26 protein-coding genes are annotated in these 21,639 nt (G+C 41.6%); all 26 read left to right on the forward strand.

From position 1 onward, the window contains the following. Positions 1-132 precede the first annotated feature (132 nt). From flgB to MHB41_RS07965, 26 genes are read left to right on the forward strand one after another with little or no spacing between them, the layout of a single operon-like run. Positions 133-522, forward strand: coding sequence for a flagellar basal body rod protein FlgB (flgB, locus tag MHB41_RS07840; protein WP_012009952.1), 390 nt, complete (start codon positions 133-135; stop codon positions 520-522). After that, entirely contained in the window at positions 522-974 is a 453-nt protein-coding gene (flgC, locus tag MHB41_RS07845) for a flagellar basal body rod protein FlgC (protein WP_024424179.1), read from the forward strand. The genes flgB and flgC overlap by 1 nt, the downstream gene beginning before the upstream one ends. A gap of 11 nt (positions 975-985) precedes the next feature. Then, entirely contained in the window at positions 986-1,303 is a 318-nt protein-coding gene (fliE, locus tag MHB41_RS07850; RefSeq protein ID WP_340900365.1) for a flagellar hook-basal body complex protein FliE, read from the forward strand. A 49-nt stretch (positions 1,304-1,352) separates the two neighbouring features. Next, complete coding sequence (gene fliF / locus MHB41_RS07855) at positions 1,353-2,945, forward strand: flagellar basal-body MS-ring/collar protein FliF (protein ID WP_024424177.1); 1,593 nt, start codon at positions 1,353-1,355, stop codon at positions 2,943-2,945. A gap of 11 nt (positions 2,946-2,956) precedes the next feature. Further along, positions 2,957-3,973 (forward strand): flagellar motor switch protein FliG, encoded by a 1,017-nt coding sequence (fliG, locus tag MHB41_RS07860; protein WP_217008592.1) that lies wholly within the window; start codon positions 2,957-2,959, stop codon positions 3,971-3,973. Beyond that, on the forward strand, positions 3,966-4,730 hold the full coding sequence (gene fliH / locus MHB41_RS07865; RefSeq protein ID WP_217008593.1) for a flagellar assembly protein FliH: 765 nt from the start codon (positions 3,966-3,968) through the stop codon (positions 4,728-4,730). The genes fliG and fliH overlap by 8 nt, the downstream gene beginning before the upstream one ends. After that, positions 4,727-6,043 (forward strand): flagellar protein export ATPase FliI, encoded by a 1,317-nt coding sequence (gene fliI, locus MHB41_RS07870; protein ID WP_098676874.1) that lies wholly within the window; start codon positions 4,727-4,729, stop codon positions 6,041-6,043. Before fliH ends, fliI begins: the two co-directional genes overlap by 4 nt. Before the next feature lie 8 nt (positions 6,044-6,051). Next, a complete protein-coding gene (gene fliJ, locus MHB41_RS07875; protein ID WP_024426975.1) occupies positions 6,052-6,495 on the forward strand; it encodes a flagellar export protein FliJ in 444 nt (147 codons plus the stop codon). Positions 6,496-6,507: 12 nt separating this feature from the next. Next, the gene (locus tag MHB41_RS07880; RefSeq protein ID WP_024426976.1) at positions 6,508-7,209 is read left to right on the forward strand and encodes a MotE family protein; all 702 of its coding nucleotides are present in this window, start codon (positions 6,508-6,510) and stop codon (positions 7,207-7,209) included. Next, complete coding sequence (locus MHB41_RS07885) at positions 7,210-8,535, forward strand: flagellar hook-length control protein FliK (RefSeq protein WP_024426977.1); 1,326 nt, start codon at positions 7,210-7,212, stop codon at positions 8,533-8,535. Beyond that, the gene (flgD, locus tag MHB41_RS07890; protein ID WP_024426978.1) at positions 8,535-8,981 is read left to right on the forward strand and encodes a flagellar hook assembly protein FlgD; all 447 of its coding nucleotides are present in this window, start codon (positions 8,535-8,537) and stop codon (positions 8,979-8,981) included. The genes MHB41_RS07885 and flgD overlap by 1 nt, the downstream gene beginning before the upstream one ends. Positions 8,982-8,998: 17 nt before the next feature. After that, on the forward strand, positions 8,999-9,790 hold the full coding sequence (gene flgG / locus MHB41_RS07895) for a flagellar basal body rod protein FlgG (RefSeq protein ID WP_024426979.1): 792 nt from the start codon (positions 8,999-9,001) through the stop codon (positions 9,788-9,790). 37 nt (positions 9,791-9,827) lie between these two features. After that, on the forward strand, positions 9,828-10,043 hold the full coding sequence (locus MHB41_RS07900) for a flagellar FlbD family protein (RefSeq protein ID WP_008344794.1): 216 nt from the start codon (positions 9,828-9,830) through the stop codon (positions 10,041-10,043). Beyond that, a complete protein-coding gene (gene fliL / locus MHB41_RS07905) occupies positions 10,040-10,468 on the forward strand; it encodes a flagellar basal body-associated protein FliL (RefSeq protein ID WP_024424168.1) in 429 nt (142 codons plus the stop codon). The genes MHB41_RS07900 and fliL overlap by 4 nt, the downstream gene beginning before the upstream one ends. Positions 10,469-10,500: 32 nt before the next feature. Continuing rightward, a complete protein-coding gene (fliM, locus tag MHB41_RS07910; RefSeq protein ID WP_024424167.1) occupies positions 10,501-11,499 on the forward strand; it encodes a flagellar motor switch protein FliM in 999 nt (332 codons plus the stop codon). Beyond that, a complete protein-coding gene (gene fliY, locus MHB41_RS07915) occupies positions 11,489-12,610 on the forward strand; it encodes a flagellar motor switch phosphatase FliY (RefSeq protein WP_024426980.1) in 1,122 nt (373 codons plus the stop codon). The genes fliM and fliY overlap by 11 nt, the downstream gene beginning before the upstream one ends. 27 nt (positions 12,611-12,637) lie before the next feature. Continuing rightward, entirely contained in the window at positions 12,638-13,000 is a 363-nt protein-coding gene (locus tag MHB41_RS07920; RefSeq protein ID WP_007499584.1) for a response regulator, read from the forward strand. A gap of 57 nt (positions 13,001-13,057) precedes the next feature. Next, entirely contained in the window at positions 13,058-13,678 is a 621-nt protein-coding gene (fliZ, locus tag MHB41_RS07925; protein ID WP_231293995.1) for a flagella biosynthesis regulatory protein FliZ, read from the forward strand. After that, positions 13,671-14,336, forward strand: a complete 666-nt coding sequence (fliP, locus tag MHB41_RS07930; RefSeq protein WP_008354479.1) for a flagellar type III secretion system pore protein FliP — start codon at positions 13,671-13,673, stop codon at positions 14,334-14,336. The genes fliZ and fliP overlap by 8 nt, the downstream gene beginning before the upstream one ends. Before the next feature lie 16 nt (positions 14,337-14,352). Next, positions 14,353-14,622, forward strand: coding sequence for a flagellar biosynthesis protein FliQ (gene fliQ, locus MHB41_RS07935; RefSeq protein WP_003211206.1), 270 nt, complete (start codon positions 14,353-14,355; stop codon positions 14,620-14,622). Positions 14,623-14,628: 6 nt separating this feature from the next. Then, complete coding sequence (fliR, locus tag MHB41_RS07940; protein ID WP_024426982.1) at positions 14,629-15,408, forward strand: flagellar biosynthetic protein FliR; 780 nt, start codon at positions 14,629-14,631, stop codon at positions 15,406-15,408. Beyond that, positions 15,405-16,493 (forward strand): flagellar biosynthesis protein FlhB, encoded by a 1,089-nt coding sequence (flhB, locus tag MHB41_RS07945; protein WP_029707677.1) that lies wholly within the window; start codon positions 15,405-15,407, stop codon positions 16,491-16,493. Before fliR ends, flhB begins: the two co-directional genes overlap by 4 nt. 29 nt (positions 16,494-16,522) lie before the next feature. Then, positions 16,523-18,556 (forward strand): flagellar biosynthesis protein FlhA, encoded by a 2,034-nt coding sequence (gene flhA, locus MHB41_RS07950; protein ID WP_034281791.1) that lies wholly within the window; start codon positions 16,523-16,525, stop codon positions 18,554-18,556. Then, entirely contained in the window at positions 18,556-19,665 is a 1,110-nt protein-coding gene (gene flhF / locus MHB41_RS07955) for a flagellar biosynthesis protein FlhF (RefSeq protein ID WP_046310940.1), read from the forward strand. Before flhA ends, flhF begins: the two co-directional genes overlap by 1 nt. After that, positions 19,659-20,564 (forward strand): MinD/ParA family protein, encoded by a 906-nt coding sequence (locus MHB41_RS07960; protein ID WP_217008620.1) that lies wholly within the window; start codon positions 19,659-19,661, stop codon positions 20,562-20,564. The genes flhF and MHB41_RS07960 overlap by 7 nt, the downstream gene beginning before the upstream one ends. Continuing rightward, entirely contained in the window at positions 20,561-21,634 is a 1,074-nt protein-coding gene (locus tag MHB41_RS07965) for a chemotaxis response regulator protein-glutamate methylesterase (RefSeq protein ID WP_034281797.1), read from the forward strand. The genes MHB41_RS07960 and MHB41_RS07965 overlap by 4 nt, the downstream gene beginning before the upstream one ends. Positions 21,635-21,639 lie beyond the last annotated feature (5 nt).

A 21,639-nucleotide genomic window follows, 5' to 3' on the forward strand; every position in this document is an offset into this window, starting at 1 on the left:
TATATATTACGAGTTTTTTTTACATATACATCATAGACTTTAATCCTATTATTTCTTACAATGAACATATGGTTTTACAAATCTCGACATGATTAAATGGAATGAAATACATATGATTGGAGGTATATGGTTTTGGATATATTTTCTGGAACGATAAGCAACCTTGAGAATGCCTTGGGCAGAGCGAATGTTAAGCAAAAAGTCATAAGTAATAATATCGCGAATATAGATACACCGAACTACAAGTCGAAAAACGTCGCATTCCATGACATGCTAAATGATGCGTCAATCAAATTAGATGCTAAAAAAACGTACCAAGGTCACATTGATTTTTCAAAAACAGGGTCTAATTATTCAGTTGTTTCGAGCAACCGTACTTCTTATCAAGAAAACGGAAATAATGTCGATATTGATCAAGAGATGAGTGAACTCGCTAAAAACCAAATTCAGTATAATGCGCTGGTGGAAAGAATGAGCGGGAAATTCAATTCTCTTAAAACAGTTTTGACAGGAGGTAAGTGATGTCGATCTTTTCAGGAGTGAACGCTTCGGCCTCAGCATTAACGGCACAGAGGCTCAGAATGGACGTTGTATCCTCAAACCTTGCAAATATGGATACGACAAGAGCTAAACAGGTTGATGGCAACTGGGAGCCTTATAGACGTAAGCTTGTCACATTACAGCCGTCAGGTGAATCGTTTTCATCTATATTGAACTCAAGTATGAATTCGAGCGGCAAATTAGGAAACGGCGTCAAAGTAACAAAGATTACTGAAGACGAAACTCCATTCAACCTTCAATATGATCCTACAAATCCCGATGCCAATGAAAATGGATATGTTCAAACACCAAATGTCGATCCATTAAAAGAAATGGTCGACCTCATCAGCAGCTCAAGATCATATGAAGCAAACGTAACTGCTCTAAATGCGAATAAAAGCATGCTGATGAAAGCTTTAGAAATAGGAAAGTAAGGTGAAAACAATTGGTTAATGCAATATCTCCTTTCCAGCTTCAAACTGCTCAGCAAGCAAGTGAATTGACGAATGCAACGCCCATTCAGGCGGCTGCACCTAAAAGTCAAACGAATTTCTCTGATGTGCTGAAGAATTCCATTGAGGCATTAAATCAATCACAGCTGAAATCAGACCAGTATACAAATGCGCTTGCACAAGGAAAAGATGTCAATCTCGATGAAGTCATGATTGCCGCGCAAAAAGCGAGTGTCACACTCACAGCTGCAACAGAGTTTCGAAATAAAGCAGTCGAAGCGTACCAAGAGATTATGAGAATGCAGATGTAGGAGGTGCTGGTGGACAAAAAAAGACTGAATGGAATGACCGGGGGTTAAGATGAATCGTACTTTAATGCAATTAAGAACAAAAACAGTTGAGTTTTGGCGAAATCGATCAAAATTACAAAAAATACTCATGATTGGCGGCGTTGCTGCCCTAGCAATCATTATTACGGTTGTTAGCATCTTTGCTTCTTCTGAAAAAATGGTTCCGCTCTTTAGAGACTTGTCTGAGGCAGAAGCTGGACAAATCAAACAGGAACTAGATGGCAAAAACGTTAAATCGGAACTTGCAAACAATGGAACAACGATTCTCGTTCCAGAAAAGCAAGCAGATTCTTTAAAAGTAACACTCGCATCCGAAGGGCTCCCTAAGACAGGCAACATTGATTATTCCTTCTTTGCAAACAATTCAGGCTTCGGTTTAACAGATAATGAATTTGATGTTCTGAAAGTAGACGCAACTCAGACAGAACTATCCAATCTGATCAACACAATTGATGGGATTAAAGATTCAAAAGTGATGATTAACCTGCCAAAAGATTCCGTTTTTGTTGGAGAAGAGCAAAGTAATGCATCAGCATCCATAGTGCTGCAAGTTGAGCCGGGCTACACGCTCACACCGCAGCAAGTAAAAGGCCTTTATCATCTTATTTCAAAAAGTGTGCCGAATTTAAAAACAGAAAACATTGTCATTATGGACCAAGATTCCAACTACTACGACTTAAACACCAGCTCCGATTCCTATGCAAGTGGAATGGATGCACAGCAGCAGAAAAAAGAGGAAATCGAAAAGAATCTTCAAAGAAAAATTCAGCAGCTGCTCGGAACAATGATGGGTCAAGATAAAGTGGCTGTATCGGTCACAACAGACATTGATTTTACTGAAGAAAAAAGAAAAGAAGACCTAGTAGAACCTGTTGATAAAGAAAACATGCAGGGGATTGCTGTCAGCGCTGAAAAGATTGCTGAAACTTATTCAGGTAACGGCGCAGCAGCTGGAGGCACCGCTGGAACAGGTGACGATGATGTCACAAATTATCAAGGTGCCGATGGAGCGAATGGAAGCGGAGATTACGAAAAGAGCGAAGATCGCATCAATTATGAAGTCAACCGCATTCATAAAGATATCAAAGAAAGCCCTTATAAAATTAGAGATGTTGGCATTCAAGCATTGGTCGAACCACCAACTGCAAACGATGTAAACTCTTTAACGGCTGAAAGACAAGATGATATCAAAAAGATTCTTTCAACGATCATTAGCACATCGATTGATAAAGAATACACAAATGGTCAAGCGCTCACTCAAGCCGACTTAGATAACAAAATCGTTTTATCTGTATCAAAATTAGACGGTAAACAGCAAACTGCGGCAGATAACCCTTCAAACAATATTCCAATTTGGGTTTATATTGTAGGCGGTGTGCTTCTACTTGCAATTATCGCTCTTATCATTCTTCTTGTACGCAAGCGTAGAAGAGATGAGGAAGAAGAGTTTGAGTTTGATGAACGTACACCAATCGATGTTCCTGATATCGACACTGAACCAGAAACAGAAGAAATGGTGAGAAAAAATCAGCTTGAAAAAATGGCAAAAGAAAAACCAGAAGACTTTGCTAAATTGCTACGCAGCTGGCTGTCCGAGGATTAGGAGGAATACACATGTCGAGAAAAGATCCAAATCGACTAACAGGCAGACAAAAAGCAGCAATCCTAATGATTTCCTTAGGGCTAGACGTGTCAGCATCTGTATACAAACATCTGTCTGAAGACGAAATAGAAAAATTAACATTAGAAATTTCCAATGTACGAAGTGTAGATACTGCTAAAAAAGATGAAGTCATCGAAGAGTTTCACAGCATTGCCATCGCGCAGGACTACATATCGCAGGGCGGTCTTATGTACGCAAGACAAGTGCTTGAAAAAGCGCTTGGTGAGGATAAAGCGGACAGCATCTTAAACAGGCTAACATCCTCTCTTCAAGTGAAACCATTTGATTTTGCTCGAAAGGCTGACCCAGAACAAATTTTAAACTTTATCCAGCATGAGCATCCACAAACGATAGCACTTATCCTTTCCTACCTGGATCCAGTGCAGGCTGGGCAAATTTTATCTGAGTTAGGCGAGGAAGTACAAACTGAGGTTGCGAGACGTATTGCCTTAATGGACCGTACATCTCCAGAGATCATCAATGAGGTGGAGCGTATTCTTGAACAAAAGCTCTCTTCAACCTTTACGCAGGACTATACGCAAACGGGCGGAGTCGAAGCGGTTGTAGAAGTGCTAAATGGTGTAGACCGTGCAACTGAGAAAACCATTTTAGACACACTTGAAATTCAAGATCCAGAGCTTGCTGATGAAATTAAGAAACGTATGTTTGTCTTTGAAGATATTGTCACTCTTGACAGCAGAGCGATTCAGCGTGTCATCAGAGATGTTGCAAATGATGACTTATTGCTCGCACTCAAAGTGGCAAGCGAAGAAGTCAAAGAAATTGTCTTCCGCAACATGTCACAGCGGATGGTCGAAACATTCAAAGAAGAAATGGAGTTTATGGGGCCTGTCCGGCTTAGAGATGTCGAGGAAGCACAAACCCGTATTGTCAGCATCGTAAGACGACTTGAGGAAGCTGGAGAAATCGTCATAGCTCGAGGCGGAGGAGACGATATCATTGTCTAGGATTATCAAACATGAAACATCTGTTATTCCTGAACAAGGGCGGCAAACGATTCCTTTACAGCAAGTAAACTTTAAAAGAGAACATCACGAAGAAGAGCTTGTCAATGAAACTGAAGCATCGCAGCTAGTACTCAGTGATGCAGAAGATCAAGCGAGCCGCATATTAGAACAAGCAAACAGTGAGCTGGAAAAAACAATGGCTGAAATCAATCAGCGCCGGACTGATTTTGAAGAGGAAAGAATGCAGCTCATTGAAGAAGCGAAACAAGCAGGTTATCAAGAAGGCTTCCAAAAGGGCGAAGCAGATGCGAATATGCAGTACCAAGCTATTCTTGATCAAGCAAATGACATCGTCAGTCTTGCAAGGCAGGATTACGAAGAAAAAATTGAAAGCTCTGCTGAGCAAATTGTAGAACTCGCTTTTGAACTCGCCAAACGCGTTTGGAATGCAGCTGAGGACACGAAAGATCAATTTTTGGCTCTTGTGAAGCAGGTCATTTCAGAAGTGAAAGAATATGATGATATTTCCATCTATGTTGACCCTGGACATTACGAGCATGTGATGGAATATAAAGACGAATTGATTAGAATCCTTCAGAAGGATACACACCTTGCCATTTACTCGGATGAAAAAGCGCCAAAAGGAACTTGTTACGTAGAAACAAGTTTTGGAAAAGTGGAAGCGAGTGTTGATACCCAAATGAATCAGTTGAAAGAAAAATTATTAGAAGTCATTGATTCAGGTGATCACAAATGAAAATGGATGTACTAAAAGAAACGATTGAAACTGCCGATCCTTATAAACGATTTGGTAAAGTCAATCGAGTGGTTGGGCTCATGATTGAATCTAAGGGGCCAGAGAGTTCGATCGGAGATGTTTGTCTCATTCATAAAAAAGGGAGCAAGCACCATCCAATAAAAGCAGAGGTCGTAGGGTTTAGAGATGAAAACATTCTGCTCATGCCTTATGTAGAAGCATCCAATATTTCACCAGGAAGTCTTGTTGAAGCGACGGGTGAGTCGCTGAAGGTCAAAGTAGGAACTGGATTAATAGGTGAAGTCGTTGATGCCTTCGGTCATCCGCTTGATGGCAGTATGCTTCCAAAGGGACTTGCACCTGTTTCGACAGATCAGTCACCCCCAAATCCAATGGACAGGCCGCCTATTCGAGAAAAGATGGGTGTTGGTGTTAGAGTCATCGACAGTCTGCTCACAGTTGGCACTGGTCAAAGGATCGGGATTTTTGCCGGAAGTGGTGTTGGAAAAAGTACCTTAATGGGGATGATTGCAAAGCAGACAGAAGCAGACCTGAATGTCATTGCCCTTGTTGGAGAGCGTGGCCGTGAAGTTCGTGAGTTTATTGAAAAGGATTTAGGTTCTGAAGGACTGAAGCGATCAATTGTTGTCGTTGCTACTTCTGACCAGCCTGCACTGACGAGACTGAAAGCTGCGTATACTGCAACAGCCATTGCGGAATATTTCAGAGACAGAGGCAAAAATGTCATGTTCATGATGGATTCTGTTACGAGGATCGCCATGGCGCAAAGGGAAATAGGACTCGCAACTGGCGAGCCGCCAACAACAAAAGGATATACGCCTTCAGTGTTCGCTATACTGCCAAAATTGCTCGAACGAACTGGGACAAATCAGCTTGGTTCCATCACAGCGTTTTACACAGTGCTTGTTGATGGAGACGATATGAACGAGCCGATCGCTGATACAGTGAGGGGGATCCTTGACGGGCACATTGTACTTGATCGTGCTTTAGCCAACAAAGGACAATTTCCCGCTGTTAACATTTTGAAAAGTATCAGCCGTGTCATGAGTAATATCGCAAGTCATGATCACAAGGAAGCGGCTAACCGGTTCCGCCAGCTTTTGTCCACTTATCAAAACGCTGAAGACCTCATTAATATTGGAGCATATAAAAAAGGCTCCTCCAAAGATATTGATGAGGCCATGCAGGCTTATCCTCATCTGATTTCATTTTTGAAGCAGGATGTAGAAGAGGCTGTATCTATTGAAGACAGTGTGAGTTTATTGCTCAGTTTGATGAATAGAGAGGATTGACAAAAACAGTGAGATATCAATACAAATTTCAAAAGCTCTTAGAACTGAAAGAAAGTGAAAAAGACAAGTCACTCGCAGCGTACCAACAATCCGTTTCGGCATTTGAGCAAGTCGCTGAAAAACTCTTTGAAAATATGAGTAAAAAAGAGCTGATGGAAAAAAGCAAAGAAGAAAAGCTGAGAAGTGGAATGAGTGTTCAAGAAATGCGTCATTACCAGCAATTTGTGACCAACTTAGATAACACCATTCAGCATTATCAGCAGCTTGTGATCATGAAACGTCACCAAATGAATGAAAAACAATCTGATTTAACTGAAAAAAACATTGAGTTTAAAAAGTTTGAAAAAATGAAAGAAAAGCAATTTGAAAAGTTCTCCCTTGAACATAAGGCAATTGAAATGAAAGAAATGGATGATATCTCTATCAGCCAATTCATGTTTCAAGGACATTAGGAGTCGAGATGAATGCCTAAGAAGGAAAAAACGAAGGAATCAGGCGGCGGAAAATTTCAATGGATCTTGTTTATTGTCATCATCCCATTGATTGTGCTTGTGATTGTCACTGGCACGATCCTTTATATGGCAGGTTTTGATCTAAAAAAACCGCTTCAAAACATTCCTGGGATCAGCAGTTTGGTTGGTTCAGATGACACCTCAAAAACGTCATCTTCACCTAATGATCAAAGCGATGCAGAGTTGAAAGAACTGAAAAAGACCATTAAAGAGCAAAAAAATGAGCTCGAAATTGCACAAAAAGATTTGAAAACAAGTGATGAAGAGATTAAAAGATTGAATCAAAAAATCAACTCACTTGAAAAAACATCTGAAAATGATGCAAAGAATACGTCAGCCAATGACAGTTCATCGAATAACGGCTCATCAAATAACACGTCAGGTAATAACTCAGCAGGGGCGTCCTCTGATGCAGCGGCTTCCTCTAATCAGCAGACAAAAGGAAAGGTCGCCAGCATTTATGAAAGCATGGACCCAGGGAAATCCGCCAAAATTTTATCAGAATTAAGTGATAAAGAGGCGTTAAAAATCCTTGAAGAGCTGAGCAAAAATAAACTGACAGACATATTAGCAAAATTGACACCTCAGAAGGCAGCAACGTTTACAAAAGAGCTTGCCAAAAAAGAAGAAAGTGAAAATGGGGGTGGACAATAAGTGAAGCTATTGGATATTGGAGCCTTACAGCAATCTTCTCAAGGTCTCTCAGGGCTAAAAGGAGACGGCGCTGCATCTGCACGCGGTTTGTTTAAACAATTGCTTAGCGGAGCAGGCGCTCAAAGCGGCCCTGTTCATGCTGAAACAGCCGCTCTTGCCTCTCTTTCTATCAATGATGCGATGCAAATTGTTGAAAAATGGATGCAATCACCTGAAGAAGGAATGAGCGCAGACTTACTCAGTGCGCTTCAAACACTACAAGGTCAAACGCTTGAATTATCTGATCTCAAGTCACTTGAAGAACTATTTCAAAAAATGGAATCTTCCATTTACGGTGATCAAGCTGAAAAGCCAGGTTCTGAGCATAGTGAACAGCTCATACAAGTCCACTTTTTCATCTATCAGTTGCTCAATCAACAGCCGCTCAGCTTTGATGCGAAACTTGTGCAGGATATTGAAGGGAAAGGTCAAGACTTTATCCACTTTCTTTCTAAAAACGGGGTAGATGAAAAACTCATTCAGCAAGTAAAAGAGCAGTTCTTCTCGCAGGGTTCAGCGCCAAAGCTGAATTCGATGACTCAAAGTGAGCTAAAGCACTTTAATCAGCTAATCGACCATATGATGGCGAATGCGAAAGGGTCTGACAAAGAGTGGAAAATTTCACTAGGAGAGTTGAAGGAACTAATCTCTCCAAAACAAGAATCTACACTCGCTTCTCCGGCAAAAGGGAATGCATCTCTTGAGTGGCTCATCAAAAAAGAAGTCGTTAAAGGACAAAGCGCTGCTGCACCAGCTTCTGAAAAAATAATGACCCACTCGCTTCTGCCAGGTCATAAGCAGTTTTTCCAACTGCAGTCAGCGGCTCCTGTTCAGCAGACACAAACGACTGATGAAAAGCCAGGAACGGTTGATCAGCAAATTCTAAACACGTGGAAGCAAATGAAATTCACGCCGTTTGGCAATTCAAGCGGACGCTTTACCGTTCGGTTAAATCCGGAAAATCTTGGATTCATTACCATTCAGCTAACAAAGCAAAACGGGATGTATGCGAGTAAAATTACAGCTTCAACGCAAGCAGCGAAAGAGCTGTTAGAGCATCATCTGCCGCAGCTCAAGCAGGCGCTTCCGAATATGTCGGTTCAAGTGGACCGTTTCCATATACCGCTTCAATCAAATGAGCAGCCGTTATTTGGACAGTTTAGTGAAGAAAACAAGCAGCAGCAGCCAAAAGGACAGAATTTCCAGCAGACTGATGAACAGGAAACAGAATTCCAAGATGTACTGGATGCTCTTGTTGGGTCAGATGAAGAAGAGGAGGAGATCTAATGGCAACAGTTGATGCTACGAATAGAACAGCCGCACAAGCAGACACTTCTTCAAAAGCAGAAAAGAAAACAGATACGCTTGGCAAAGATCAATTCTTGAAAATTTTGCTCACGCAGCTTCAAAACCAAGATCCGACAAACCCGCTTGATGACCGTGAGTTTGTCACGCAGCTGGCGACATTTTCATCTTTAGAACAGCAAACCAATATGAACGATTCGATCACTAAACTAAATCAGCTCATGTCTACATTTGTTGCACACCAAGATCCGTTTACGACGTATGTAGGCTGGATTGGTAAAGAAGTATCGGGCAAATTGGATGATAAAGAGATATCGGGCACTGTGAAGTCTGTTAAAAACATAGACAATGAATACTTACTTGTTTTAGAAGATGGAACGAAAATCAGCCCTTGGGATGTTACAGCAGTTGGAGAAAAAACGAAGTAATTCGAGGAGGAAAATAAATGTTACGCTCACTTTACTCAGGAATTAGCGGAATGAAAAACTTCCAATCAAAATTAGATGTGGTAGCCAACAACGTAGCCAACGTCAATACACACGGATACAAAAAGAGCCGTATCACGTTTAAAGATATGGTCAGCCAAACCATTGGAAGTTCAGGTGGACCAACGAACAACTCTGGTTCAATCAACTCAAAACAAATTGGTTTAGGGTCATCTTTATCTTCTATTGATAAAATCATGTCAGCGGGATCTTCTCAAAATACAAATGAACCTTACGACTTCTATATCAATGGTGATGGGTTTTTCCGTATTGAAAGTCAAGGAGAAATTCTTTATACAAGAACAGGGAATTTCGACACTGATTCAGAGGGAAGCTTAGTCACCCCTGATGGAAATTATCTACTTGGAATGAATGGACAAAAGATAACGATTCCAGATGGCGTTTCAAGTGTAAGTGTTGGTCCAGATGGAACGGTTTCGGTTGTTGAAAACAACGTATCTAGAAATGTTGGACAGATTTCACTCGTATCTTTCCGTAACGCTGGAGGATTAGACAAAGTTGGTGACAACCTTTACCGCCAAACGTTAAGCTCAGGTGCACCAAGTAATCCTATCGTACCTGGTGAAGAAGGAACTGGCGTGATCCAAACAGGGAAACTTGAAATGTCAAACGTTGATTTAACAGACGAGTTTACCGAAATGATTATCGCGCAGCGTGGATTCCAATCGAATGCAAAGACGATTACAACATCTGATGAAATTCTGCAAGAGCTTGTGAATCTGAAACGATAGGAGGTAGGGGGAGCGGATGCTCGCTTCTCTGCTTAATATGATTGAAGTGACAAGATTAAATGGCAAAGGATTTATGCTGAACGCTCTCCATATCGAGCAAATCGAAAGTTTTCCAGACACGACCATTACTTTGGCCAATGGAAAGAAATTCGTTGTGAAAGAAGATGAAGAGCAGCTTCAAGAGAAAATCATTTCTTTCTACAGAAAAATCCAAGTCATTTCATTGAATCAAGGAATAGAGGAGTTTGAATGAAGAAGAAATTAGTCGTAGTAATGCTAATCATGATTATTGCCATCGTCGGAATTGGAGCAGGCATCTTTTTTCTGCTGAATGGGTCAGACGAAGCAAAAGCTGAAAAAGAGCCAACAGCAGATGAAGTCGTAAAAGCTTCTGTTGAAATTCCTGAGATTATCACCAATTTAAAGTCTGAAGGAAATGCTGTCAAACTTGTCCTGAATATTGAAACGGACTCTGAAAAAGCAAAATCAGAGCTTGAGAAAAGAAGTTTCCAGGTAAAAGATGCTGTAATCGACATTTTATCAGACACGAATGCAGATGAACTTGATGGCAAAAAAGGCAGAGAACATTTTAAAACACAAGTCAAAAACAAAGTGAATAACTATTTGCAAGATGGCAAGGTGAAAGAAGTATATATAACCTCCTTTAATCTGCAATAGAGGCGATTAATTAACGCGATGGAGGTGAAGAAATGTCAGGAGAAGTGCTTTCCCAGAATGAGATCGACGCATTATTATCCGCCATCTCAACAGGCGAAATGGATGCAGAAGAGCTGAAAAAAGAGGAAACGACGAAAAAAGTGAAGGTGTATGACTTTAAACGTGCACTGCGCTTTTCAAAAGACCAGATTCGAAGTTTAACAAGGATTCATGATAACTTCGCTAGACTGCTCACCACGCATTTTTCAGCGCAGCTAAGATCATATATTCAAATTACTGTCAGCTCGGTTGACCAAGTACCATACGAAGAATTTATTCGTTCGATTCCTAATATGACATTATTAAACTTATTTTATGTCAGCCCGCTTGAAGGAAGAATCATGCTTGAAGTAAACCCAACAATCGGCTATGCGATGATGGACAGGCTGATGGGCGGGATTGGCATTAGTCATAATAAGACAGAATCACTTACAGAAATTGAAACAAAGATTATCTCAAACATGTTTGAGGGAGCTTTGGAAAATTACAGAGAAGCGTGGCAGTCCATAACCGACATCGAGCCTGAAATGGCAGATTTCGAGGTAAATCCCCAGTTTGTTCAAATGGTGTCACCAAACGAAACAGTTGTCGTCATTTCTCTTAATACACAGATTGGCGAGGTAAGCGGGGTTATTAACCTATGTATTCCTCACGTTGTATTAGAGCCTATTATTCCGAAGCTGTCTGTACACTACTGGATGCAGTCTGAACGAAATGAACCAAAACAGCAAGAAACAAAGGCCATTGAAAAACGGATTATGAAGGCAAAAATACCGGTAGTCGCAGAGCTGGGACAATCGGAAATGACGGTGGAAGAGTTTTTGAATTTGGAAATTGGTGATTGTATTGCCTTGGACAAACCAGTAAATGCGCCTCTTACTGTTATGGTCGGAAATAAACCGAAATTCTTGGGACAGGCCGGCCGCGTGAATCGGAAACAGGCGATTCAAATTCTAGATCACGACATAAGAGGTGAAGAAGATGGAGAATAACGGAAGTAAATTATCACAAGACGAAATCGATGCGCTCCTTAAAGGAGGCAGCAATGACGATATAGAGCCTGATACAGTCCTTTCTGCAATGGAGCAAGATGCTATTGGAGAAATCGGAAATATTTCATTCGGCAGCTCTGCAACAGCACTTTCAACCCTATTAAATCAAAAAGTGGAGATTACAACTCCAACTGTTACAGTGATTCAAAAAAGTATGCTGAATGAGGAATTTCCTCATCCGTATGTTGCTATTGAAGTGAATTATACGGAAGGCTTCAGCGCAAGTAACCTGCTTGTCGTCCAGCAAACAGATGCAGCAGTTATTGCGGACTTAATGATGGGCGGAGACGGGACAAATGCTGACCCTTCTTTAAGCGAAATTCACTTAAGTGCAGTACAAGAAGCAATGAACCAAATGATGGGTTCTGCTGCGACATCCATGTCGACTGTCTTTAATAAAAAGATTGATATTTCTCCGCCGCGCGTCGAATTACTTGATGTGAAAGAAGGAGAAGGGACAGACCGCATTCCAGCTGAAGAAATGCTTGTCAAAGTATCCTTCAGATTAAAAATAGGTGAACTCATCGATTCAAATATTATGCAGCTTTATCCTATTACATTTGCGAAGGATTTAATCGCAGAATTAACAGATCCTGCGCAAGGAGAAGAGCCGGTTCAAGAAGAAGTGAGTGCACCTGAACCTCAGCCGGCAGCTCCGCAAACGCAGTCTGCCCCAGCGCAGCAAGCAGCACCGCCGAAAAGACAGGCGAAGCCAAAGCCGGCAGCACCTGTAAATGTGGCGCCAGTTGAATTTGAATCGTTCAGTGAGCCTCAGCATACAACAAACCAGCTTGGAAACCTTGACATGCTGATGGACATTCCGCTTTCCATTACGGTGGAACTTGGAAGAACTCAGCGCAGTGTAAAAGAAGTTCTTGAGCTTTCAGCAGGAAGTATCATTGAACTGGACAAACTTGCTGGTGAGCCAGTAGACATCCTAGTTAACAAACGAATCGTCGCCAAAGGGGAAGTCGTTGTCATTGATGAGAACTTTGGTGTTCGTGTGACTGACATTTTAAGCCAGTCAGAAAGACTTTCTAATTTAAAATAAACAAACATACAGGGAGAGAATAAGTAAATGGCTACTAAGGTATTAATCGTAGATGATGCAGCATTCATGAGAATGATGATCAAGGATATTCTTGTAAAAAACGGATTTGATGTAGTAGGAGAAGCAGAAAACGGCGCACAAGCAGTTGAAAAATATAAGGAAACATCTCCTGATCTTGTCACAATGGATATCACAATGCCAGAAATGGACGGAATCACTGCACTAAAAGAAATTAAACAAATCGATGCTTCTGCAAAAATCATCATGTGTTCTGCAATGGGGCAGCAGTCAATGGTTATTGACGCGATCCAAGCAGGTGCAAAAGACTTTATCGTGAAGCCATTCCAGGCAGACCGCGTACTTGAAGCAATTAATAAAACGTTAGGCTAAAAAAGGGTGTAAGATTTGTTGAAAAAACGTTTGATATGTATAGCAATGATCAGTTTTATGCTTTTCTTGACGATGCAGCCTGCCTCACTGTTTGCCGAAACGAAAGATCCTGAGAATGGCACAGTGAATGACTGGCTCAAAGGTGAGAAAGAAAGCAAAAAGGATACAGAGAAGAAAACCACTGACAATCAAACGAATCCGGCAGAAGAAGTTCCCTCTTCTTCTGTCTCCATTATGGATTTTGTCAAAATGATTGGTGCCTTACTTTTTGTCATCCTGCTTATTTATGGTTTAGTGAGATTTGTTGGTAAGCAAAACCGCTTACTCAAACCATTTCGCTATGTTGAAAATATCGGCGGAACGACAGTCGGACAAAACCGTTCAGTCCAGCTGATCAAAGTGGGAAAACGAGTATTAGTTGTCGGCGTAGCAGACTCAATCCAGCTGCTAAAAGAAATTGATGATGAACAAGAATGTGAAGCGATCGTGAAACAATATGAAGAAGCGATGGAAAGCAAAACCGATTTACCAAAAATGGTTCAAAAATTCACATCGCAGATAAAGAAACATGATCAGCCGACCACTTCTTCTTTTTCAGCCAATTTAAAGGCGCAGCTAGCCGAATTGAAAAAGACCCAATCAGAAGTCAGAAAGAAAGGCCCGAAACAAAATGAATGAGTTTATTGATTTATTTAATTCCAGCGGTGCAGGAAACATCAGCACATCTGTCCGTCTTCTTTTACTTTTAACAGTATTTTCGGTTGCACCGGGCATTCTCATTTTAATGACGTGTTTTACACGGATTGTGATTGTTCTTTCATTCGTCAGAACATCACTTGCAACCAACTCAATGCCGCCAAACCAAGTGCTTGTTGGACTTGCGTTGTTTCTCACATTTTTTATCATGGCACCCACGTTCTCACAGATTAATAAAGAGGCGCTGACGCCGCTTTTAAATGATGACATCACGTTAAATCAGGCGTATGAAAAAGCCGAAGTGCCTATTAAAGAGTTTATGAGTAAACATACAAGACAAAAAGATTTGGCTTTATTTCTTAGCTACGCAAAAATGGATACACCTGAATCGATTAAAGATATTCCTTTAACGGCGATGGTTCCCGCTTTTGCCATTTCAGAATTAAAGACGGCATTTCAAATTGGTTTTATGATCTTTATTCCATTTTTAATTATTGACATGGTGGTCGCAAGTGTTCTGATGTCAATGGGGATGATGATGCTTCCGCCGGTTATGATATCGCTCCCTTTCAAAATATTGTTATTTGTTTTAGTCGATGGATGGTATTTGATCGTTAAATCTTTGCTGCAAAGCTTTTAGAGTAGGTGCTTAAAACATGAGTTCAGAATTTGTCATTACGATGGCTGAAAGATCAGTGTATGTGGTATTGCTTGTGAGTGGGCCGCTTCTAGCGCTTGCACTCATTGTGGGACTGATTGTCAGTGTGTTTCAGGCGACAACCCAAATTCAAGAACAGACGCTTGCGTTTATTCCTAAGATTGTTGCAGTACTCATTGGACTTGTTGTGTTTGGTCCATGGATGCTTTCAACAATCGTGTCCTTTACGACAGAGCTGTTCTCGAATTTAGATCGATTTGCAGGTTAATAAGCGATGTCAATTATAGAATTATTCCCTGCTTTTCTTTTAGTTTTTATTCGGATCACCGCTTTTTTTGTGACAGTACCGCTTTTAGCGCATAGAACGATCCCGGCTGTACACAGAGTTGGATTCTCACTGTTTTTAGCTGTCATTAGTTTTAGCACCATAAAAGAACCGCCAGCACTCGACATAGACGGTCTTTATATGATGCTTGCGGTGAAAGAAGCAATGGTCGGACTTCTGCTTGGGCTGATTGCATACATCATGGTGTCCGCTGTTCAAATTGCCGGCTCATTCATTGATTTTCAAATGGGTTTTGCGATTGCCAATATTATTGATCCGCAAACAGGGGCGCAGACGCCGCTGATGGGACAGTTTTTTTATACGGTCACATTGCTGTTGATGCTGGCAACAAACGCACATCACCTGCTGCTTGATGGAATCTATTACAGCTTTCAATACATTGCAGTTGATCAATACGCATTGAATTTCGGCAGTGAATCCTTTGCTTACTTTATCGCAAAGAGCTTCAACCAAATGTTTATCATCGCCTTTCAAATCTCGGCACCTGTCGTGGCAAGTCTGTTTTTAGTCGATTTGGCGCTGGGGATTGTGGCACGTACAGTTCCGCAAATGAACGTATTTGTGGTTGGACTTCCTATTAAAATGGGTGTGAGTTTTATTATGATCATCATCTGTATGGGCGTCATCTTCGGTGTTGTCCAAAATACATTTGAAACGATTGTACTCACCATGAGGAATTTCTTAGCATTGGTCGGTGGTTCGTCATGATGACAAGGCTTAGACTAGACTTGCAATTTTTCGCAGGTGAAAAAACAGAAAAAGCAACGCCGAAAAAAAGGCGGGATTCACGTAAAAAAGGACAGGTTGCCAAAAGCACCGACGTCAATACAGCCATCTCATTTCTATTAATCTTTTTATCATTCTTTTTTATTGGGCCTTTTATGAAAGAGCGGATTATCGCGCTCATAGAACGTTTTTATTCAACAACCATGCTAATGAAGGTTAGCACATCTAATATTCATCAATTATTCTTGGAATTGCTTCAGGAAACAGGGCTCCTCCTCATGCCAATCCTTGGTGTTGGTATGCTGGCGGGCATTATCAGTAACTATTTACAAGTCGGCTTTCTCTTTTCACCAGAAGTGATCAAACCGAAATTAGAAAAGCTTGACCCAATCAAAGGGTTTAAACGGATATACAGTATTCGAGCCCTCGTAGAGCTATTAAAATCCATTTTGAAAATTGGCTTTGTAGGCTTTGCGACATTTATTGCTCTTTGGATGCACTTTGACGAAATTCTGCGGCTTCCTTTATTAACAGCAGAGGAAACCCTTCATTTCGTTGCAAATATGACCTTAATTATGGGGCTGTATGCTGCTGGTGCTCTTCTGATTTTAGCAGGGCTTGATTATATGTATCAGAAATTTGATTATGAAAAAAACTTGCGGATGTCCAAACAAGACATCAAAGATGAGTATAAAAAATCAGAGGGTGACCCGCTCATCAAATCAAAGATTAAACAGCGTCAGCGGGAAATGGCCATGAGACGGATGATGCAGGAAGTCCCTAAAGCGGACGTCATCATTACAAACCCAACCCACTATGCCATTGCTTTAAAGTATGATGAAGAAAAAATGGACGCGCCCTTTGTTGTGGCAAAGGGAACGGATATTTTGGCTTTGAAAATTAGAACGATTGCGAAAGAGCACGATATCATGACCGTAGAAAACCGGCCGCTCGCCCGCGCGCTCTATGATCAGGTCGACATAGACCAAGCGGTGCCGGAAGAATACTTTAAGGCCATCGCAGAAATTTTAGCTTACGTCTATAAAACGAAACAAAAGATTTTATGAATTTTTGGTTTTAAAAGGAGAGAACAGGCATGTCAGCAAGAGATTTATCTGTTTTATTCAGTGTTATTTTAATTGTGGCGATGCTGGTCATACCGTTTCCGCCAATGCTATTAAGTATTTTAATCATTATTAATATTTCTCTTGCGCTTATCGTGCTTCTCACCACAATGAACATGCAAGAACCACTGCAATTTTCGATTTTTCCATCATTGCTTTTGCTCTTAACGCTGTTTCGTTTAGGGCTTAACATCTCTACAACACGTTCTATTCTTTCAACAGGAGATGCTGGAAAGGTTGTAGAAACGTTCGGTTCATTTGTTGTTGGAGGAAATATCCTCGTGGGTCTCGTTGTTTTCCTTATCCTGATTATCATTCAGTTTATTGTTATCACAAAAGGGGCAGAGCGTGTATCAGAGGTTGCGGCAAGATTTACTCTCGATGCGATGCCAGGTAAACAAATGAGTATTGACGCAGATTTAAATGCAGGTATGCTGACAGAAAGTGAAGCAAGAAACCGCCGTGAAAAAGTAGCGAGAGAAGCAGACTTTTATGGAGCGATGGATGGTGCAAGTAAGTTCGTTAAAGGGGATGCCATCGCAGGTATTATCATCGTCATTATTAATATTATTTTTGGAATCATTATTGGGATGCTTCAGCAAGGAATGTCGATTCAAGAATCAGCTTCCCACTTTACGCTATTAACGGTAGGAGACGGGATTGTTTCACAAATTCCTGCACTTCTCATTTCAACAGCAACAGGGATTGTCGTCACAAGGGCTGCTTCTAATGGGAACCTTGGTTCAGATATCACTGAACAACTGTTTGCATTCCCTGCTATGCTTTACGTCACAGCAGGCACGATCTTCCTTCTTGGGCTGTTTACGCCAATCGGCGTACTTTTGACAGGACCGATCGCAGGTTTACTTGCCCTCGGCGCATACTTGATGTCGAAAAACAAACAAGACCAAGAAGAAATTGAAGAGGTACTGGAGGAACAGGCAGAGGTAGAAGAGATGAAAAGTCCAGAAAGTGTCATTCATCTCCTGCAAATGGATGCCATTGAATTTGAATTTGGCTACGGCCTCATCCCGCTCGCTGATGCAAACCAGGGCGGTGACCTGTTAGACCGGATTGTGATGATCCGAAGGCAGCTTGCCCTTGAACTTGGTCTCGTCATTCCAGTCGTCCGAATCCGGGACAATATTGCACTGAACCCAAATGAATACCGGTTGAAAATTAAAGGGAACGAAGTAGCAAAAGGAGAGCTGCTGCTTGATCATTACTTAGCGATGTCCCCAACGCCTGATGATGATCCGATTGAAGGAATTGAAACAATCGAACCATCCTTTGGCCTGCCGGCTAAATGGATATCAGAAGCAGAAAAAGATCAGGCTGAGATGCTAGGCTATACGGTTGTGGATCCAGCGTCTGTTGTGTCTACTCACATCACAGAAAAGATTAGACAAAACACACACGAGCTGCTCGGACGCCAAGAAACGAAGCAATTAATCGATCATCTGAAAGAAAGTTACCCTGTCTTAGTGGATGAGGTAACGCCAAATCCGCTGGCAGTCGGTGATATTCAAAAAGTACTGGCGAAGCTGCTGAAAGAAAAGGTCTCTATCCGAAACCTTGTCACCATTTTTGAGACGCTTGCAGACTACGGAAAATTAACGACTGATACAGATTTATTAACAGAGTATGTGAGACAGGCGCTGGCAAGACAGATTACCGCACAGTATGCAAGAGAAAATGAATCACTCAAAGTCGTGACATGCTCAGGCCGAGTAGAAAAGGTGATTGCAGACAGCGTTCAGCAGACAGAGCATGGCAACTACTTATCGTTAGATCCAGAATCCTCTGAAAGTGTGATTCAATCAGTGGCGAGAGAAATTGAACAGCTTTCGCTTCGTCAGGAAACGCCGGTTCTATTATGCTCACCTCCTATAAGAATGTACGTTAAGCAGTTGTTAGAAAGATATTTCCCAGATTTACCGGTACTATCTTATAACGAACTAGAAGCGAATGTGGAAGTACAGAGCATCGGAGTGGTGGATATCTAATGAAAATGAAAAAAATCACAGCAAATTCTATGCAGGAGGCAACGATTCAAATCAGGCAGCAGCTTGGGAAAGATGCCGTTATTTTAAATTCTAAAACCGTTGTCAAACGCAAACTGTTCGGTTTGAAGAAACAGCAAATGGTCGAAGTGATTGCAGTGCTGGATCAAGATTTCGAGGAAAGAGCTGGTAAAGGGTTAAACCCTGCACCGCCTCTTCCAGTGTTGCCAAAAAAGGAAAAGCTCCCCGAAGAGCCTTCATTTGTTCCCAAGGCGTCGAAACCAGCGCCTTCTCATACCCAGCCTTTAGAATATGTGAGGAATGAACGGCATGCGGGTATTCTGCCTGATCCTCTTATGGCAATCGATCAAAAGCTAAAGGATCAAGGGCTTGATGATGCCATTCGAGACGAATGCCTGAAGGGTCTTTTAACAAAGGGCGCAGTTAAAGATGATCACATAAATAAAGAGCTTGAACAACTGCTGACAAATATGCTGCCAGCTAAAACCTCTGATGAGCCGATGATTTCGTCAAAATACATTGTACTGTTCGGTTCAACCGGAGCTGGTAAAACGACAACGATTGCAAAGCTGGCTGCTAAAACGGCTATTCAGCAGCAAAAGAAAATCGCTTTTATTACAACCGATACGTACCGGATTGCAGCGATCGAACAGCTGAAAACATATGCTGAACTGCTGAATGCACCGCTTGAGGTTTGTTATTCGAGAGAGGATTTTGTAAAAGCCCAAGAGACCTTTAAAGAATATGATCATATTTTCATCGATACAGCAGGCCGTAACTTTAAAGAAGAAGCGTATATCAAAGAGCTGACCGACATTATTCCATTTGATGAGAGCATTCAAAGTTTTCTCGTGATGAGTGCCACATCGAAGTATCAAGACATGAAAGCCATGGTCAAACGCTTTGAGCACGTTCCAATCAATCAATTCATTTTTACAAAAGTAGATGAAACGGACACGATGGGAACCATTTTTCAAATCATTGCTGACTCTCAAATCAAACTTGGTTTTTTAACAAATGGTCAAAATGTGCCTGAGGATATTCTTGAAGGTTCTCCTCTTGAACTTACAAGGATGGTTTTACAATCATGAAGCCTGACCAAGCAGAAGGGTTAAGAAAACTAGTTCAGCAGAGTCAAATCATCACACCTTCTCCTTTTAACGCCAGCGGACAGGCAAAGACCATTGCCGTCATGAGCGGTAAAGGCGGGGTAGGTAAATCGAATTTGACCCTGAATATGGCACTGTCTATCGCAAGTACAGAGAGAAGAGTGTTAGTGATTGATCTTGATTTTGGGATGGGGAATATTGATATTTTACTAGGGAAAACATCGACTAGTTCTATATTAGATGTTCTCGTTAGAAAAAAATCCTTCCAAGCAGCCATGACAAAAGGAACGGACAATCTATATTACATTTCTGGCGGAAGCGGGCTTGAACAGCTGTTTTCTTTAGATAAAGATCAATGGTCGTTCTTTTTGGAAGAGATGGAAAGAATCATGCAGGACTTCGATTGTATCTTTTTCGATATGGGTGCCGGCTTGTCAAAAGATCAGCTGCCTTTTGTCTTATCGGCAGGAGAAGTGGTCGTTGTGACTACGCCAGAGCCAACATCCATCATGGATGCCTACAGCGCGATTAAACACTTAGCCATTCATCAGTTTGAACGGTCTGTGCAAATCATTGTCAATCGGTGCAAAACCCCGTCAGAAGGGTCTGAAACCTACCGGAAATTAGCAGGAGTGGTCACATCTTTTCTTCACAGAAAACTTGTATTTGCTGGCGCTGTGCCTGATGATCCTGCGGTTCCTAAAGCAGTATCAGAACAAATTCCATTTTATATGAAACAGCCTCATTCAAGGCTGAGTAAAACCATTAAGATGCTGGCAGAAACACTATATCATCAGCAGATAAGAGAGGCACGGAGAGAACAGCATACGTTTATAGATAAGTTGTCCTCTTTTTTTAAAAGGAGGAAGGTGGACTCATGATTAGAGTGCTAGTAGTAGATGACTCGGCCTTTATGAGAAAGCTCATTAGTGATTTTCTAAGTGCCGAGCAAGAAATAGAAGTCGTCGGAACGGCGCGAAATGGGGAAGATGCCTTAAAACGGATCAAGGAACTGAATCCAGATGTTGTCACGTTAGATGTGGAAATGCCTGTTTTAAATGGAACAGAAGCATTAAAACAAATTCTGGCTGAACACGACCTTGCCGTGATTATGGTGTCAAGCCAGACAAAGCAAGGAAAAGATTTAACCATCCATTGCTTAGAACTCGGTGCTTTTGACTTTGTGACAAAGCCTTCGGGAAGTATTTCTCTCGATTTGCACAAAGTGAGGGGGCAAATTGTAGAGCGGGTACTTGCGGCAGGACTGTCAAGGAAACGCACTGAAGAGAAGGTGTCTCCTAAGCCGGTGATAAAGCCGCCAAGTCCAGTGGCTGCACCCCGGCTGCCATCTGTAAAAGGCAGCTCACTCCGAAAGATTATTACTATCGGAACATCTACAGGGGGACCAAGGGCACTTCAACGAGTCGTAACGAAGCTGCCTAAGGACATCGAGGCCCCTATATTGATTGTGCAGCATATGCCAGCAGGATTCACGGCATCACTTGCTACTAGGTTAGATCATTTATCACAAATTACGATTAAAGAAGCGCAAGATGGAGACATCGCGAAAAATGGAGTGGCTTACATAGCTCCTGGTGGAATGAATATGTCACTTCATGACCAAGGGGGGTCACTTGTCATCAGGCTGTCCCCTGAAGACACGGAAAGCCGGCACAAACCATCTGTTAACTATTTATTTGAATCCATCAGCAGCATAAAGGGTTACGAGAAAATCGCTGTCATTATGACAGGTATGGGCAGTGATGGTACTGAAGGTGTCAAAAAAATGGTCGCAAGCGGTCATACGAAAGTCATTGCAGAAAAAGAAGAATCATGTGTTGTTTTCGGAATGCCTAAATCAGTCATTAAAGCAGGCCTTGCACATGAAACAAGGCATGTGGATGACATCGCACATGCAATTATTAGCTCCATGAAAAAAGAGAGGGCGTGAACACG

The organism is Bacillus sp. FSL H7-0578, from assembly GCF_038630855.1.
Classification (GTDB): Bacteria; Bacillota; Bacilli; order Bacillales; family Bacillaceae; genus Bacillus; species Bacillus safensis.

Coding starts and splice junctions, on each gene's coding strand:
- fliY (WP_024426980.1), top strand. CDS start 11,489: ATGGAGAATAACGGAAGTAAATTATCACAAGACGAAATCGATGCGCTC.
- flgD (WP_024426978.1), top strand. CDS start 8,535: ATGGCAACAGTTGATGCTACGAATAGAACAGCCGCACAAGCAGACACT.
- fliR (WP_024426982.1), top strand. CDS start 14,629: ATGTCAATTATAGAATTATTCCCTGCTTTTCTTTTAGTTTTTATTCGG.
- fliQ (WP_003211206.1), top strand. CDS start 14,353: ATGAGTTCAGAATTTGTCATTACGATGGCTGAAAGATCAGTGTATGTG.
- fliZ (WP_231293995.1), top strand. CDS start 13,058: ATGCTTTTCTTGACGATGCAGCCTGCCTCACTGTTTGCCGAAACGAAA.
- flgG (WP_024426979.1), top strand. CDS start 8,999: ATGTTACGCTCACTTTACTCAGGAATTAGCGGAATGAAAAACTTCCAA.
- fliL (WP_024424168.1), top strand. CDS start 10,040: ATGAAGAAGAAATTAGTCGTAGTAATGCTAATCATGATTATTGCCATC.
- fliF (WP_024424177.1), top strand. CDS start 1,353: ATGAATCGTACTTTAATGCAATTAAGAACAAAAACAGTTGAGTTTTGG.
- fliI (WP_098676874.1), top strand. CDS start 4,727: ATGAAAATGGATGTACTAAAAGAAACGATTGAAACTGCCGATCCTTAT.
- flhB (WP_029707677.1), top strand. CDS start 15,405: ATGATGACAAGGCTTAGACTAGACTTGCAATTTTTCGCAGGTGAAAAA.
- flhF (WP_046310940.1), top strand. CDS start 18,556: ATGAAAATGAAAAAAATCACAGCAAATTCTATGCAGGAGGCAACGATT.
- MHB41_RS07880 (WP_024426976.1), top strand. CDS start 6,508: ATGCCTAAGAAGGAAAAAACGAAGGAATCAGGCGGCGGAAAATTTCAA.
- flhA (WP_034281791.1), top strand. CDS start 16,523: ATGTCAGCAAGAGATTTATCTGTTTTATTCAGTGTTATTTTAATTGTG.
- fliM (WP_024424167.1), top strand. CDS start 10,501: ATGTCAGGAGAAGTGCTTTCCCAGAATGAGATCGACGCATTATTATCC.
- MHB41_RS07900 (WP_008344794.1), top strand. CDS start 9,828: ATGATTGAAGTGACAAGATTAAATGGCAAAGGATTTATGCTGAACGCT.
- flgC (WP_024424179.1), top strand. CDS start 522: ATGTCGATCTTTTCAGGAGTGAACGCTTCGGCCTCAGCATTAACGGCA.
- MHB41_RS07920 (WP_007499584.1), top strand. CDS start 12,638: ATGGCTACTAAGGTATTAATCGTAGATGATGCAGCATTCATGAGAATG.
- MHB41_RS07965 (WP_034281797.1), top strand. CDS start 20,561: ATGATTAGAGTGCTAGTAGTAGATGACTCGGCCTTTATGAGAAAGCTC.
- fliG (WP_217008592.1), top strand. CDS start 2,957: ATGTCGAGAAAAGATCCAAATCGACTAACAGGCAGACAAAAAGCAGCA.
- fliP (WP_008354479.1), top strand. CDS start 13,671: ATGAATGAGTTTATTGATTTATTTAATTCCAGCGGTGCAGGAAACATC.